Here is a 14204-nt window from a genome sequence, read left to right as displayed (position 1 = left end):
GGGAGCCCGACGGCGGCGGCCGGTCCGCCGCCGTCGCCCTCAGGCCATCAGCGGCAGCCTGCGGGTCAGCCGGTTGACGTCGGTGCGCGGCCCGTACAGGGCGACCGCGACGAACTCGGGGTCGGTCGTCCGCGCGAGCGCCTCGACGTACTCGGGGTAGCTGCGGGACCGGCGGGCGACCTCGGTGAAGCCGATCCGGAGCACGTCGTCCCCGGCGGCGCGGTGCAGGGCGCGCAGGACGTCGGCGGACGCGGTCAGCACCGGCACCGGGTGGGTGTTGAGCCCGGGGTGGACGCCGCCGTCGGCGTCCTCGGCGTCCTCGCCGAGCAGGTCGGGCAGGCGGGAGCCGAGGGTGAGGCCCAGGTTCACGGCGGCGTTGGCGGCGAGGTTGGGCGGCAGGTCGTCACGGAGGACCAGGGCGAGTCGCGTGGGCAGCACGGAGGTTCCATTCGTTCGGTCGGATGCCGTCACACTCGCGCATCACACGGCGTGGATCCAGCGCCGCCGAACTTCGTTCGCCCGGCTCTGCGATCATCGGGACGTGGACGAACTTGATTCGGCGATCATCGCGAACCTGCAGCTGGATGCGCGGCTGACCAACCGGGAGCTGGCCCGGCGGCTCGGCGTCGCGCCGTCGACGTGCCTGGAGCGCGTGCGGGCGCTGCGCGAGCGCGGGGTGATCAAGGGCTACCACGCGGACGTGGACCTGTCCGCCCTCAACCGCCCGGTGCAGGCGTTCGTCGCCGCCCGCCTGCGCCCCATGAGCCGGGCCGTGATCGCCCACTTCAAGGCGTCGATCGGCGCGCTGCCGGAGGTGACCGCGATGTACGTGGTGGCGGGCGACGACGACTTCCTCATCCACGTCGCCGTGCCCGACCTGGAGCACCTGCACGCGTTCCTCATCGACCGGCTGAGCGAGCGGCGCGAGGTGATCAGCTTCCGCAGCTCGGTGATCTACGAGAGCATCCGCAACCCGGTGCTCACCGAACTGCCGCGCTGACCCGGGGACGCGGCCCGGCTGGGGCGAACGGGTGAACGGGCGACGTCCCGGTAACGGACGCACCGCCCACCCCGAACCAGACGGTGATCCGTCCGAGCGGAACAGTCAGCGAGGTGGCTCGTGTCGTCCGAGGAGAGCTGGCACACCGCACGGTTGATCCCCACCTCCGGGATCAACGGTGCCGATGAGCAGGAACGACGGGCGACTTCCGCACTGCTCGCGGTGATGTCCGCGGTGCGGGAATTCGGGCGCGCGCTGACCCAACCCCTGGGCGCGCCGGCCGCCGCCGTGCAGACGTTCATCGAGGTGCCGTTCCAGCTCGGGGACCGCAAGGTGGTCCCCGACGGGCTGATCCGCGTGGTGCGCGGACAGCGTTCGTGGACCGCGCTCGTCGAGGTGAAGACCGGCGCGAACGAATTGCGGGCCGAGCAGCTCGAGAACTACCTGGACGTCGCGCGCGACCGCGGTTTCGACGCGGTGATCACGATTTCCAACGAAATCCCCCCGTTACCCGGCGGGCACCCCACGGCGGTCGACCGGCGCAAGCTCAAGAAGGTCGCGCTGCACCACTGGTCGTGGACGGAGGTGCTGTGCCAGGCCGTGGTGCAGAAGGAGCACCGCGGCGTCGCGGACGCCGATCAGGCGTGGATCCTCGGTGAGCTGATCCGGTACCTGGAGCACCCGCGATCAGGCGCGATGGCCTTCGAGGACATGGGTCCGGCCTGGGTTCCGCTGAGGGAGGCCGTGCAGGCGGGGACCCTGCGCACGACCGACGAGAGCGCGCCCGAGATCGCGTTGCGCTTCGACGCGCTGGTGCGGTTCGCGTGCCTCCAACTCGGCCGCAGGCTGGGCACGGACGTCACCCCGGCGCTGACCCGCAAGGAGTTGGCCGAGCCGCGGACGCGGGTCGCCAGGCAGGTCGGTCAACTCGTCGCCGAAGGGCGGTTGACCGCGGGGATCGCCATTCCCGGCACGGTCGGCACGCTGCACGTGACGGCGGACCTGCGAGCCGGGCGCGTGTCCTGCCACATCGACCTGGACGCCCCCCGGGAAGGCCGTCCCACGACCCGGGTCAACTGGCTCCTCAGGCAGTTGAAGAACGCGCCCGACGGAATTCGGCTGGAGGCTTTCGCGTTGCACGCGCGCGGGCCGGGCGCGTCGGAGTTGTTGAAGGCCGTGAAGGACGACCCGGCGGTCCTGGTGGTGGACCCGGCGAAAGAGATCCGCGGGTTCCGCGTCGCCAACTCGGTCCCGATGGGCGGCAAGCGCGGCACCGGCCGGAATTCGTTCATCGATTCCGTGCTGACCGCCGTCACGGGTTTCTACGAGGACGTGGTGCAGAACCTCAAGCCGTGGGCCGCCGCGCCGCCGCGGATCCGGCCGGAGGAAGCGTTCGCGCCGCCCGTGGACGTTCCTCCGGCCCTCGTGTCCACCGCCCCGTCCTCGCAGGACGGCCCGGAGGTCAGTTCCAGGACGGAAGCCACTTCTGGGCGTCCCAGATCTCCGGAGTGATCGGTATGCCGTTGAGGATCGGCCACAGCCACACGAAGTTGGCCACCACCAGCCCGACGTACAGGGCCACGGCGAGCAGGCCGGTGCCCCGGCGCTCCTTGCCGTCGGTCCGCTTGCCCAGCACCTCGCCGAGCGCGAGCGCGATGCCCAGCACCAGGAACGGGGCCATCGGCATGGCGTAGAAGTAGTACATCTGCCGGTCGATGTTGATGAACCACGGCAGGTAGCCCGCGCCGTACCCGACCAGCACGGCCGCGTACCGCCAGTCCAGCCGGGAGATCGACTGCCACAGCGCCCAGGCCAGCACCGGGAACGCGAGCCACCACATCGCGGGCGTGCCGATCAGCATGATCGCGCCCACGCAGCTCGCCGCGCCGCAGCCCTGCACCGAGCCCTCGAAGTAGTAGAGCATCGGCCGCAGGCCCATCGGCCACGTCCACGGCTTCGACTCCCACGGGTGCCGGTTCGTGTCCGACGTGACGAGCTTGGTGTGGAAGTCCAGCACGTTGCCGCTGTAGTACCAGAGCGCCCGCAGCGGCGCCGGGATCCAGCCGTCCTCGGGGATCTTGGTGCCCGCGATGTGCCGGTCGATGGCCGTCTCCGACCCGAACCACGCCCACCACGTCGCCAGGTAGGTCAGGATCGGCACGACGAGCAGCGCGAACAGCGACGGCAGCAGGTCCTTGGCGAACGAGCCCAGCCACGGCCGCTCCACGCCCGCCGCACGCCGGGCCAGCGCGCTCCACACCACCGACAGCACGCCGTAGAACGCGATGTACCAGACGCCGGACCACTTCACGCCGCACGCGAGGCCCAGCGAGATCCCGCCCGCGAACCGCCACCAGCGGAAACCCAGCCACGGGCCGAACGGCGAGTGCGTCGCCCAGCCCTCGCGCACCGCCACGGCCAGCCGCGACCGCACCTGGTCCCGGTCCGCCACCAGGCACGCGAACGCGGCCACCACGAAGAACGTGAGGAAGCCGTCCAGCATCCCCATCCGCGACTGCACGTGGCTCATGCCGTCGGCGATGAGCAGCACGCCCGCGATCGCCGCGATCAGGTCCGACCGGGTCAGCCGCCGGGCGATCCGCACCACCAGCAGGATCGTCAGCGTGCCCGCGAGCGCCGAGGCGAACCGCCAGCCCACGCCGTCGTAGCCGAACAGCCACTCGCCGATCGCGATGAGCTGCTTGCCCAGCGGCGGGTGCACGATCAGCTCGTAGCCCGGGTTGTCCTCGTACCCGCCGTTGCGCAGCACCTGCGCGCCCTGCGGCACGTAGTGCTTCTCGTCGAAGACCGGGGTGCCCTTGTCGGTCGGGAACCCGAGGTTCCAGAACCGGACCACACCGCCGATCAGGGCCACGGTCAACGTGACCAGCCAGCCCCTCAGGGCGTCGCTCATGGGGCCGGGTTCGAGCTGGCGGGCCCGCTGTTCGCGGTCGTTGCCCGGTGGCGGGCTCGCCGGCGGGACCTCGCCGGCCTCGACCACGTCGTCTGCGGACTGCGGTGCGATCAGGCTCACGGGGCCGATCGTAGGGTGAGAGGCGTGAGACCTGTATCTGGATCAGGCCGTTTGGTGCTGGCCGCTACTCCGCTCGGCGACGTCCGGGACGCCTCGCCGCGGCTGGTCGACGCACTGGCCACGGCCGAGGTGATCGCGGCCGAGGACACCCGGCGGCTGCGGTCGCTGGCGGCGGCGCTCGACGTGACGCCGGCCGGACGGGTCGTGAGCTTCTACGACCAGGTCGAGGCGGCCCGGCTGCCCGGCCTGCTGGAGGCGCTGCGGGACGGCCGCACGGTGCTGCTGGTGACCGACGCGGGCATGCCGAGCGTGTCGGACCCCGGTTACCGGCTGGTGGCGGCGTGCGTGGCGGAGGACATCGTGGTCACGTGCCTGCCCGGCCCGTCCGCGGTGACCACGGCGCTGGCCGTGTCGGGCCTGCCGTCGGACCGCTTCTGCTTCGACGGCTTCCCGCCGCGCAAGCCGGGCGAGCGGCAGCGGTGGTTCGCGGGCCTCCTGGACGAGCCCCGGACCTGCGTCTTCTTCGAATCACCCCATCGGCTGGCGGACACCCTGGCCGACGCCGCGCGGGTGCTGGGCCCCGACCGGCGGGCCGCCGTGTGCCGGGAGCTGACCAAGACCTACGAGGAGGTCCGGCGCGGCGGCCTCGGTGAGCTGGCCGACTGGGCCGCGGCGGGGGTGCGCGGCGAGATCACCGTCGTGCTGGCGCCCGCCGAGGCCCGCGAGGCCCCGCCGATGGAGGCGCTGGTCGCCGAGGTGCGCCAACGCGTGGCCGCCGGCGAACGGACCAAGACGGCGGCGGCCGAGGTCGCCGAGGCGGCGGGGGTGAGCAAGAAGGCCCTGTACGACGCCGTGATCAGCGGCTCCTGACCTGCACGAGCCGGACCTCGACACCGGGCAGCTCGCCGAACCGGGCACGTTCGTCGGTGGTCACCAACGTCCGGTGGGTCGCCCGCGCAATGGCGGCGATGATCAGGTCATGCGCGCCGCGCGGCGAACCGGAACGCCTGAGGTGCGCCAAGAGCGCCGCGTGGTGCTCCGCGACCGCGGGTGTGTAGTCCTCGACCGGCACCGTCGTCAGCACGTCGTCCAGGAACGCGCGTTGCGCGGCGCTCCGCGCCTGGTCGCCGTCGAGCAGCAGGCCGGTCAGGTATCCGGCCAGCGCGACGGCGGGCAGCGCCACGTCGTCCTCGTCGGAGATGGCCGCCGGGTCGAGGACCCCGCGGGCGCCGGCGACCAGCACACCGGTGTCGAGGATCAGTCGTGCCACGGGTCCGAGTCCAGGTCGCCCGAGACCACTTCGCGAGCCGCGGTCACGTCGGCCGCGAACCGCTCGTCCAGTCCCTCACGACCGTGCCAGCGGCGGAAGACCTCGTGCAGCGCCCGACCGTTCGCCCTGGGGGCGGGCGTGATCAAGGCGACGCGGCGGCCGTTGCGGGTCACCACGATCGTCTCGCCGTGCTCGGCTTCGTCCAGCACGGCGGAGAAGTTGCGCGACGCTTCGGACGCCGTCATTTCCTTCATGTGTTCATACTATCAGAATCAGAAGGTCAGAACAGCGAGGCGTCGGTGCCTCGGTGTCCCGACCCGCGGAAAAGCGCTGGAAGGACCTCCGTAGGCTTGGACCATGAGTGCCTCCGTGCTGACCGCGGTGGCGTGGCCCTACGCCAACGGCCCCCGCCACATCGGTCACGTCTCCGGTTTCGGTGTCCCCTCCGACGTGTTCTCCCGCTACATGCGCATGTCGGGCAACCGGGTGCTGATGGTCTCCGGCTCGGACGAGCACGGCACGCCGATCTCGGTGCAGGCGGAGAAGGAGGGGCTGTCCACGCGCGAGCTCGTGGACAAGTACCACCGCGTCATCGCCAACGACCTGCACGGCCTCGGCCTGTCCTACGACCTGTTCACCCGCACGACCACCGGCAACCACTACCGGGTGGTGCAGGAGCTGTTCCTCGCCCTCTGGCGCAACGGCTACGTCGTCCCGAAGACGGAGATGGGCGCGATCAGCCCCTCCACCGGCCGCACCCTGCCCGACCGCTACATCGAGGGCACCTGCCCGATCTGCGGCTACGACGGCGCGCGCGGCGACCAGTGCGACAACTGCGGCAACCAGCTCGACCCCGTCGACCTGAAGAACCCGCGCAGCCGGATCAACGGCGAGACGCCGAAGTTCGTCGAGACCGAGCACCTGTTCCTCGACCTCCCGCAGTTCATCGACGCCCTCGGCGGCTGGCTCCAGACCCGCACCGAGTGGCGGCCGAACGTGCTCAAGTTCAGCCAGAACCTGCTCGGCGACCTGCGCCCCCGCGCCATCACCCGCGACCTGGACTGGGGCATCCCGATCCCGCTCGACGGGTGGCGCGACCAGCCGATGAAGCGGTTCTACGTGTGGTTCGACGCCGTGATCGGCTACCTCAGCGCGTCCGTGGAGTGGGCCCGGCGCTCCGGGGACGACGACGCCTGGCGGGAGTTCTGGACCGGCGACGCCCAGGGCTACTACTTCATGGGCAAGGACAACATCGTCTTCCACTCGCTGATCTGGCCCTCCCTGCTGCTCGGCCAGAACGGCCAGGGCGCGAAGGGCGGCGAGCCGGGCGCGTTCGGCACGCTGAACCTGCCCACCGAGGTGGTCAGCTCCGAGTTCCTGACCATGAGCGGCTCGAAGTTCTCCACCTCCCGCGGCACGGTCATCTACGTGACCGACTTCCTCAAGGAGTTCGGCCCGGACGCGCTGCGCTACTTCATCTCCGTGGCCGGCCCCGAGAACCAGGACACCGACTTCACCTGGGAGGAGTTCGTCCGGCGGACCAACTTCGAGCTGGCCAACGAGTGGGGCAACCTGGTCAACCGGTCGATCTCGATGGCGCACAAGAACGTCGGCGCGGTGCCGAGGCCGACCAGCCCCACGCAGGCCGACCACGAGTTGCTGGCGCTGTCGCGCGCCGCGTTCGACGTGGTCGGCGGGCACCTGCGCCGCTCCCGGTTCAAGCAGGCGTCCACCGAGGCGATGAAGGTCGTCGGCGCGGCCAACCGCTACCTGTCCGACCAGGAGCCGTGGAAGCTCAAGGACGACCCGGAGCGCCGCGACACCGTGCTGCACACCGCGTTGCAGGTCGTGCAGGACGCCAACGCCCTGCTGACGCCGTTCCTGCCGCACTCGGCGCAGAAGGTGCACGAGGCGCTGGGCGGCACGGGCGTGTGGGCGGCCCAGCCGGAGCTGACCGACGTGGCCGACCTGGACGTGCCGGACCGCCACTACCCGGTGCTCACCGGCGACTACGCGGCCGAGCAGGCGACGTGGGCGTCCACCCCGATCGAGGTGGGCCGCCCGCTGGCCAAGCCCGCGCCGCTGTTCGCGAAGCTCGACCCCGAGCTGGGCGAGACCGGGCCCGAGTGGGCCCCGATCGTCCGGTGACGCGGCCGGCGACCCGTCGGGTGACGCGTCGGGCGACCCGTCCGGTGACGCGCGCGACGCGGCGGCGGACGTGACCAAGCGCCGCGGCGAACGGCCACCGGTGCCGGAGGCGCTGCCGGCGCCGGTGGTCGACGCCCACACCCACCTGGACGCGTGCGGCGCGAAGACGCCCGAGCAGGTCCGCGAGGTGGTCGACCGGGCCGTCCAGGCGGGCGTGGACCGCGTGATCACCGTCGCCGACGACCTCGACGCCGCCCGCTGGGCCGCCGAAGCCGCCACGTGGGACGACCGGGTGTTCGCCGCCGTCGCCCTGCACCCCACCCGCACGTCGGTGTTCGGCGAGGCGGAGCGCGCGGAGCTGGAACGGCTCGCCGCGCTGCCGCGGGTCGTCGCGATCGGCGAGACCGGTTTGGACTACTACTGGGACTACGCGCCAAAATCCGCCCAGCACGAGGCGTTCCGGTGGCACATCGACCTCGCCAAGCGGGTCGGCAAGCCGCTGATGATCCACGACCGGGACGCGCACGACGACATCCTGGCGGTGCTCGACGCCGAGGGCGCGCCGTCCACAGTGGTCTTCCACTGCTTCTCCGGCGACCTCTCCTTCGCGCGCGCGTGCGTGGAGCGGGGGTTCGTGCTGTCCTTCGCCGGCACGGCGACGTTCCGCAACGCCCACGCGCTGCGGGAGGCCGCGCGGTGGGCGCCCGACGAGCACCTGTTGGTGGAGACCGACGCGCCGTTCCTCACGCCCCACCCGTACCGAGGTCGCCCGAACGAGCCCTATTGCGCCAACTACACCCTGCGCGACCTGGCGACGTTGCGTGAGATCGACCCGGGGGAGCTGGCCACCAAGATCACCCGGAACGCCGAACGTGTCTTCGATCTTGGTGACCGGGTGGAGTCGTAGTGCTCCTTACGACAAATGGCGGACGGACTTGCTCCCCTAACGGAGTGACTGAACTCACAAGGGTTGTCGGGGTGTTGGCACAACCCCCGCGCACCCGTTACGGTCCCGTGACCGTGCCCCGAGTCGCACTCCGGGGCGCACCCGCAGTCGGGGCGGGTCACGTTGACACCAGAAGCGAGAAGCCGACGAGCGCAGGAGATGCCGGAGATCACCAGCTGACCACCGACACGACCGTGCGTGCGGCCGGACTTCGCGCCTTCAGGAGGTATGGCAACCCGTGAACTCGTTCAACGAGGACACCGACTGGTTCACCCCCGTGCAGCCGACACCCGTGACCGGGGTCGGCGTCCTGGACAGACCGGGGCCGCCGTCCGAGTGGGACACCGCGGTGTTCACCATCACCCCGGACGACGTCCTCGAAGTGCTCGGGCCGGACGCCGACGAGCTGCTGGCGAACGCGAACGTCGACGTCGACGAGCTGATCCGGCTCATCAACGCCGAGACCACGCTCCTCCCCCCGATCATCCTCCCCGACGAGGTCTCCCAGGACCGGGTCGCGGGCGGTCTGGCCGCCGAGCGGCCGAGCGCCCCGCCGGCCGCCCTGGTCGAGGCCGCCGGGAAGTGGAAGCGGCGCTTCCTGAAGGCCGCGGTCGCCACCGTGCTGGTGACCATCTCCGGCGGCGGCGCCACCGCGATCGCGATGGACAAGTCCGTCACGGTCGACATCGACGGCGAGGCCAAGACCGTCCGCACCTACGAGTCCACCGTCGGCGAGATCCTGGCCGACGAGGGCATCACGATCGGCGAGCACGACGCGCTCTCCCCGTCCCCCCAGGCGAAGGTCGGCGACGGCGGGAAGATCTCGCTGGACCGCGGCCGCCTGGTGAAGGCGACGGTCGACGGCGAGCAGCGCGAGGGCTGGGTCCGGTCCGTGACCGTGGACGAGGCGCTGGAGCAGCTGCGGATCGAGGACGAGGGCGCGTGGCTCTCCCACGACCGCAACATGGACGTCCCCCTCGACGGCCTCTCGCTCGAGGTCAAGAGCCTCAAGACGATCACGCTCTACGACGGCGGCAACGAGCCCCGGCAGCTGCGCACGACGGCCGTGACCGTGGACGAGCTGATGAAGGCCGAGAACCTGACCCTCGGCCCCGAGGACAGGCTCGAGACCGCCGCGGACCTGCGCATCACCAACGGCGCCGAGGTGCACATCACCCGCACCGGCGTGTCCGTGATCAACGCGACGGAGGCCATCCAGCCGCCCGTCGAGGAGGTCAAGGACGACACGTTGATGAAGGGCCAGAAGGAGGTCCTGGACCCGGGCGAGGCCGGCGAGCAGATCGTCACCTACCGCGTCACGGTGAAGAACGGGGCCGAGGTCGGCCGCGAGAAGCTGGGCGCGAAGGTCACCAAGGAGCCGAAGCCGAAGAAGGTCAAGGTCGGCACCAAGCTCCCGCCCGACGGCGAGATCTGGGACCGGCTGGCCTACTGCGAGGCGACCGGCAACTGGGCCATCAACACCGGCAACGGCTACTACGGCGGCCTGCAGTTCAACAAGGGCACCTGGGACGCCTACGGCGGCAGCCAGTACGCCGCGTACCCGCACCAGGCGACCCGCGAGCAGCAGATCGCGGTGGCCACCAAGCTGCGCGACGCGCGCGGCGGCTACTCGGCGTGGCCCCACTGCCAGCAGAAGCTGGGCCTGCCGTAAGAATGCACGGGTGACTGAGGACCCGACGTCGGCCGGGCCGGGGAGCCACCTCCTCGGCCCGGCCGACGTCCGTCGGCTGGCCGCCGAGCTGGACGTGCGCCCCACCAAGAAGCTGGGGCAGAACTTCGTGCACGACCCGAACACGGTGCGGCGCATCGTGGCGGCGGCCGACCTGCGCCCCGACGACGTGGTGCTGGAGGTCGGGCCCGGCCTCGGCTCGCTGACGCTGGCGCTGCTGCCCTCCTGCCGCGCGCTGGTGGCCGTGGAGATCGACGGGGTGCTGGCGGAGCGGCTGCCGGTGACCGTCGCGGAACGCGCCCCCGGCCTGGCCGACCGGCTGTCGGTGGTGCACGAGGACGCGATGCGGGTCACCGCGGACCGGTTGCCGGTGGAGCCGACGGCCCTGGTGGCGAACCTGCCCTACAACGTGGCCGTGCCCGTGGTGCTGCACCTGCTGGCCGTGCTGCCGTCGCTGCGCACCGGCCTGGTGATGGTGCAGTCGGAGGTGGCCGACCGGATGGCCGCCCCGCCGGGCAGCAAGGTCTACGGCGTGCCCAGCGTGAAGCTCGCCTGGTACGCCGACGCCCGCCGCGCGGGCGCGGTGCCGCGCTCGGTCTTCTGGCCCGTGCCCAACGTGGACTCGGCGCTGGTCGCGTTCGACCGCCGCGCGCCGCGGTCCGCCGTGGACCCGAAGCGGCTGTTCGCGTTGGTGGACGCGGCCTTCGCCCAGCGGCGCAAGATGCTGCGCGGCGCGCTGTCCGGGTGGGCCGGTTCGGCGGCCGAGGCGGAGCGGCTGCTCGTCGCCGCCGGGGTGGACCCGGCGGTGCGCGGCGAACAATTGGACGTCAGCGACTTCATCCGGATAGCCGAAGCCGCGTCCCATAGCTAGTCGATGATCTTTCGGCCGAAAGTGTGATTTGCCGGACGATCCTGTTTCGGGCTTGCGTCAGCCGGTCCTCGTCGGGTCTACTCGTGGTGCCATCCCGAGCGGCCGAGAGACCTGGCTCCACGACGCCGCAGCAACCACCCCCCCATGGGGGCAGGTGCTTCAGCCAGGATCGATGGAGGATCACGTGCCCAGGATGCGAATGCTCACCCGACGTCGGGTCGTCGACCACGGCCGCCGCACGTCCTCGGGCTGTCGCAGCTGCCGCTGAGCACCTAGGCGCCTTCGAATCCTCGCGTCCTTCTTCAGGACACCTTCTGAGCTGAGCCGCCGGTCGCGCACGCCCCGAGCCGTGCGCCGCCGCATGCAGTCGTGGAGCGAAAACGTGATCACTGTCGAGAACCTCACCAAGACCTTCCCCGGGAGTACCGGCCAGGTTCGCGCGCTGGACGGCGTGAACCTGGACGTCGCCGCGGGCACCGTCCTCGGCGTCGTCGGACCCAGCGGCGCGGGCAAGTCGACGCTGGCCCGCTGCGTCGCGCTCCTGGAGCGCCCCGACAGCGGCGCGATCCGGGTCGACGGCACCGACCTCGTGTCCCTCGACGGCACCGCCCTGCGCGCCGCCCGGCGGCAGATCGGCGTGGTGCCGCAAGGGGATTCGCTGCTGCGCCAGCGCACCGCGGCGGGCAACGTCGCGCTGCCGCTGGAGGCCGCGGGCGTGGCCGGCCCGCAGCGCCGCACCCGCGTGGCCGAGCTGCTGGACCTGGTCGGCCTGACCGACAAGGCCGGCTCGTACCCCGACCAGCTCTCCGGCGGCCAGCGGCAGCGGATCGCGGTCGCGCGGGCGCTCGCCGCGTCGCCGTCGGTGCTGCTGGCCGACGAGCCGACGTCCGCCCTGGACCCCGACACCACCGGCTCGGTGCTCACCGTGCTGGACCGGGCGCGGGCCGAGCTGGGCGTGACGGTGCTCGTGGTGACGCACGACATGGGCGTGGTCCGGCGGATCTGCGACGACGTCGCGGTGCTGGAGGACGGCCGCGTGGTGGAGCACGGCAAGGTGCTCGACCTGGTGTCGGACGCGACGAGCCGCACGGCCGCGTCGCTGCTGCCCGCCGTGGACCAGAACCCGGCGCAGGAGGGCGCGTTCGACCGGGTCGCGGACGTCGTGCTGGTCGGGTTCGCCGCGGTCGGCGCGTTGCTGCCCGAGGCCACCGGCCGGTTCGGCGTCGAGCTGAACCTGCTCGGCGGCGGCCTCACCCGGCTCGGCGAGACGCCGGTGGCGCGGTTCCGCGTCGGCCTGAAGGGCGAGCGCGCGGACTCGGCGCTGGAGTGGATCTCGGAAGCGGGCGGCTCCGTGCGCCGGACCCTGTCGGGTCCGCAGGGAGTAGCTGCGTGAGGTCTGCAACACCCTGGTCCACCGTGTTCGACGACGTGCTGGTCGCCACCGGCGAGACGTTGTACATGGTGGTCGTCTCCACCCTGATCGCTGTTCTGCTCGGCGCGCCGGTCGGCATCTGGCTCCAGCTCACCGCTCCCGGTGGGCTGAAGCCCCGGCCGGTGCTCCACAAAGTGCTCGGGTTCGTCGTGGACCTGGGCCGCTCCATGCCGTTCCTGGTCCTGCTGGTGGTGCTCACCTCGCTGACCAGGCTGCTGCTCGGCAGCACCATCGGACCCACGGCGGCCATCGTGCCGCTGGCCGTCGGCGCGATCCCGTTCGTCGGCAGGCTGGTCCAGAACGTGCTGGCCGAGGTGCACGTGGCGGTGGTCGAGGCCGCCGTCACGACCGGGTCGTCCACGCTGCGGATCGTGCGCAGCGTGCTGCTCCGCGAGTCGTTGCCCGCGCTGGTCAACGCCGTCGGCGTGACCGCGATCGCGCTGCTGGGGTACTCGGCGATGGCCGGGGTGGTCGGCGGGGGCGGGCTCGGCGACCTCGCCGTGCGCATGGGGTACCAGCGGTTCAACGACCGCTACCTGTGGAGCACGGTGGTCGTGCTGGCGGTCATCGCGACCGCGATCCAGTTCCTGACCAACCGCGTGGCGCGTGGGGTGGACCGGCGGCGGACGGCGTCCGTCTGAGTTTCTTGTTTTTCGGTTGGTTTGCTCACCCGTTTTGCTGACCCATAAGGAATGAAATGCGTATTCGTGCTGCCCTGCTGGCCGTGCTGCTGACCGCAGTGGGCTGCGGTAGTGGCGACACCGGCGCCGCCTCGGACCCGAACGCGGCGCTGAAGGTCGGCGTGAGCCCCGTGCCGCACGCCCAGGTGCTGCGGTACGTCGCGGAGAACCTGGCCGAGTCGAAGGGCCTGAAGATCGAGGTCGTCGAGTTCACCGACTACGTGCAGCCGAACACGGCGCTGGTGGACGGGTCGCTGGACGCGAACTACTTCCAGACCGTGCCGTACCTGGACACGTTCAAGGCGGAGAGCGGCGCGTCGCTGGAGTGGATCGGGCCGGTGCACCTCGAGCCGCTCGGCGTGTACTCGAAGAAGCACAAGTCGCTGGCCGACCTGCCGAACGGCGCGAAGGTGGCGGTGGCGAACGACGCGACGAACGAGGCGCGCGGGCTGAAGCTGCTCCAGGACAACGGGCTGATCAAGATCAAGGCGGGCGCGGAGAAGACGGCGACCATCCGGGACGTCGAGGACAACCCGCGCGGGCTGGAGTTCGTCGAGCTGGAGGCCGCGCAGCTGCCCCGGTCGCTGGACGACACGGACGCGTCCGTGGTCAACGGCAACTACGCCATCGACGCCGGCCTCAAGCCCGCGTCCGACGCGTTGGTGCTGGAGAAGGCCGAGGGCAACCCGAACGCGAACGGGCTCGTCACGCGGGCCGAGCTGAAGGACGACCAGCGGATCAAGGACCTGCTCGCGCTGCTGCAGTCGCAGCAGGTCAAGGACTACATCAAGGAGACCTTCGCGGGCTCGGTCCTCCCCGTCTGACCCGAGAGCCGTCCCTCCACACCCGCGTGAGTCCTACGTTCGCGTCGCGTGAGTCCTACGTTCAGGTCGTGCGTGTCCTACGTTCGCGTCGGGTGTGTCCTACGTTCGCGTCGTGCGTGTCCTACTTCAGGTACCCCGAGTTGAACGTTCAGGATGAGGGAGAAGGGCGAAAGCGTCCTCGCCGGACGGGCAGATCAGCAGGATGACGGGGTTCGGTGGTTCGGTGCGGTTGCGTCGTTGGTCGGGTTTCGTGTCATCCCGCCGACCTCCACGAGGGCTACCGCACGTGTCAAGGGGGCGGTTCCAGCG

14 protein-coding genes and 1 riboswitch are annotated in these 14204 nt (G+C 71.3%); of the genes, 10 read left to right on the top strand and 4 right to left on the bottom strand.

Annotated elements, in window-relative coordinates:
• Nucleotides 1–39: 39 nt before the first annotated feature.
• The gene (locus tag ACFXGA_RS22575; RefSeq protein WP_378090801.1) at nt 40–438 is read right to left on the bottom strand and encodes a DUF2000 domain-containing protein; all 399 of its coding nucleotides are present in this window, start codon (nt 436–438) and stop codon (nt 40–42) included.
• Between the two features lie 103 nt (nt 439–541).
• Here ACFXGA_RS22575 and ACFXGA_RS22570 point away from each other — a divergent pair, with 103 nt between their 5' ends.
• Both ACFXGA_RS22570 and ACFXGA_RS22565 read left to right on the top strand, forming a co-directional pair.
• Nucleotides 542–1000, top strand: coding sequence for an Lrp/AsnC family transcriptional regulator (locus tag ACFXGA_RS22570; protein WP_378090800.1), 459 nt, complete (start codon nt 542–544; stop codon nt 998–1000).
• Nucleotides 1001–1120: 120 nt separating this feature from the next.
• Nucleotides 1121–2512, top strand: a complete 1392-nt coding sequence (locus ACFXGA_RS22565) for a hypothetical protein (RefSeq protein WP_378090799.1) — start codon at nt 1121–1123, stop codon at nt 2510–2512.
• Here the strand turns inward: ACFXGA_RS22565 and ACFXGA_RS22560 are convergent.
• Nucleotides 2463–4034, bottom strand: coding sequence for a dolichyl-phosphate-mannose--protein mannosyltransferase (locus tag ACFXGA_RS22560; RefSeq protein ID WP_378090798.1), 1572 nt, complete (start codon nt 4032–4034; stop codon nt 2463–2465). The genes ACFXGA_RS22565 and ACFXGA_RS22560 overlap by 50 nt on opposite strands.
• Nucleotides 4035–4058: 24 nt before the next feature.
• On the opposite strand from ACFXGA_RS22560, the gene rsmI reads away from it, so the two are divergent.
• Nucleotides 4059–4904 carry a 16S rRNA (cytidine(1402)-2'-O)-methyltransferase gene (gene rsmI / locus ACFXGA_RS22555; RefSeq protein ID WP_378090797.1) on the top strand — a complete coding sequence of 282 codons (846 nt, stop codon included), beginning with the start codon at nt 4059–4061 and terminating at the stop codon, nt 4902–4904.
• Here the strand turns inward: rsmI and ACFXGA_RS22550 are convergent.
• Together ACFXGA_RS22550 and ACFXGA_RS22545 are read right to left on the bottom strand one after the other, a co-directional pair.
• Nucleotides 4891–5304, bottom strand: a complete 414-nt coding sequence (locus tag ACFXGA_RS22550; RefSeq protein WP_378090796.1) for a PIN domain-containing protein — start codon at nt 5302–5304, stop codon at nt 4891–4893. The two genes, rsmI and ACFXGA_RS22550, sit on opposite strands and share 14 nt — an antisense overlap.
• On the bottom strand, nt 5292–5558 hold the full coding sequence (locus ACFXGA_RS22545) for a type II toxin-antitoxin system Phd/YefM family antitoxin (protein ID WP_378090795.1): 267 nt from the start codon (nt 5556–5558) through the stop codon (nt 5292–5294). Before ACFXGA_RS22545 ends, ACFXGA_RS22550 begins: the two co-directional genes overlap by 13 nt.
• Nucleotides 5559–5661: 103 nt before the next feature.
• On the opposite strand from ACFXGA_RS22545, the gene metG reads away from it, so the two are divergent.
• The 7 genes from metG (at nt 5662) to ACFXGA_RS22510 (ending at nt 13895) form a co-directional block, all read left to right on the top strand.
• Nucleotides 5662–7452: a methionine--tRNA ligase gene (metG, locus tag ACFXGA_RS22540; RefSeq protein WP_378090794.1), complete on the top strand. Its 1791-nt coding sequence runs from the start codon at nt 5662–5664 to the stop codon at nt 7450–7452.
• 70 nt (nt 7453–7522) lie between these two features.
• A complete protein-coding gene (locus ACFXGA_RS22535; protein ID WP_378090793.1) occupies nt 7523–8359 on the top strand; it encodes a TatD family hydrolase in 837 nt (278 codons plus the stop codon).
• Nucleotides 8360–8636: 277 nt separating this feature from the next.
• Entirely contained in the window at nt 8637–10070 is a 1434-nt protein-coding gene (locus ACFXGA_RS22530) for a transglycosylase family protein (RefSeq protein ID WP_378090792.1), read from the top strand.
• 10 nt (nt 10071–10080) lie between these two features.
• Nucleotides 10081–10959: a 16S rRNA (adenine(1518)-N(6)/adenine(1519)-N(6))-dimethyltransferase RsmA gene (gene rsmA / locus ACFXGA_RS22525; RefSeq protein WP_378090791.1), complete on the top strand. Its 879-nt coding sequence runs from the start codon at nt 10081–10083 to the stop codon at nt 10957–10959.
• Between the two features lie 86 nt (nt 10960–11045).
• Nucleotides 11046–11138, top strand: a riboswitch (SAM riboswitch).
• Between the two features lie 203 nt (nt 11139–11341).
• On the top strand, nt 11342–12352 hold the full coding sequence (locus ACFXGA_RS22520) for a methionine ABC transporter ATP-binding protein (RefSeq protein WP_378090790.1): 1011 nt from the start codon (nt 11342–11344) through the stop codon (nt 12350–12352).
• The gene (locus tag ACFXGA_RS22515; protein WP_378090789.1) at nt 12349–13032 is read left to right on the top strand and encodes a methionine ABC transporter permease; all 684 of its coding nucleotides are present in this window, start codon (nt 12349–12351) and stop codon (nt 13030–13032) included. Before ACFXGA_RS22520 ends, ACFXGA_RS22515 begins: the two co-directional genes overlap by 4 nt.
• Nucleotides 13033–13088: 56 nt before the next feature.
• The gene (locus tag ACFXGA_RS22510; RefSeq protein ID WP_378090788.1) at nt 13089–13895 is read left to right on the top strand and encodes a MetQ/NlpA family ABC transporter substrate-binding protein; all 807 of its coding nucleotides are present in this window, start codon (nt 13089–13091) and stop codon (nt 13893–13895) included.
• Nucleotides 13896–14204 lie beyond the last annotated feature (309 nt).

The sequence above is a fragment of the Actinosynnema sp. NPDC059335 genome (genome assembly GCF_042752395.1).
In the GTDB taxonomy this organism is placed as follows: Bacteria; Actinomycetota; Actinomycetes; order Mycobacteriales; family Pseudonocardiaceae; genus Actinosynnema.
Note: the sequence above shows the minus strand (reverse complement) of the source record. Positions and strands in the feature narration are given on the sequence as shown.

What these genes read in the sequence shown, in the direction of transcription:
- ACFXGA_RS22545 (WP_378090795.1), bottom strand. Translation starts at nt 5,558, where the DNA reads ATGAAGGAAATGACGGCGTCCGAAGCGTCGCGCAACTTCTCCGCCGTG.
- metG (WP_378090794.1), top strand. Translation starts at nt 5,662, where the DNA reads ATGAGTGCCTCCGTGCTGACCGCGGTGGCGTGGCCCTACGCCAACGGC.
- ACFXGA_RS22510 (WP_378090788.1), top strand. Translation starts at nt 13,089, where the DNA reads ATGCGTATTCGTGCTGCCCTGCTGGCCGTGCTGCTGACCGCAGTGGGC.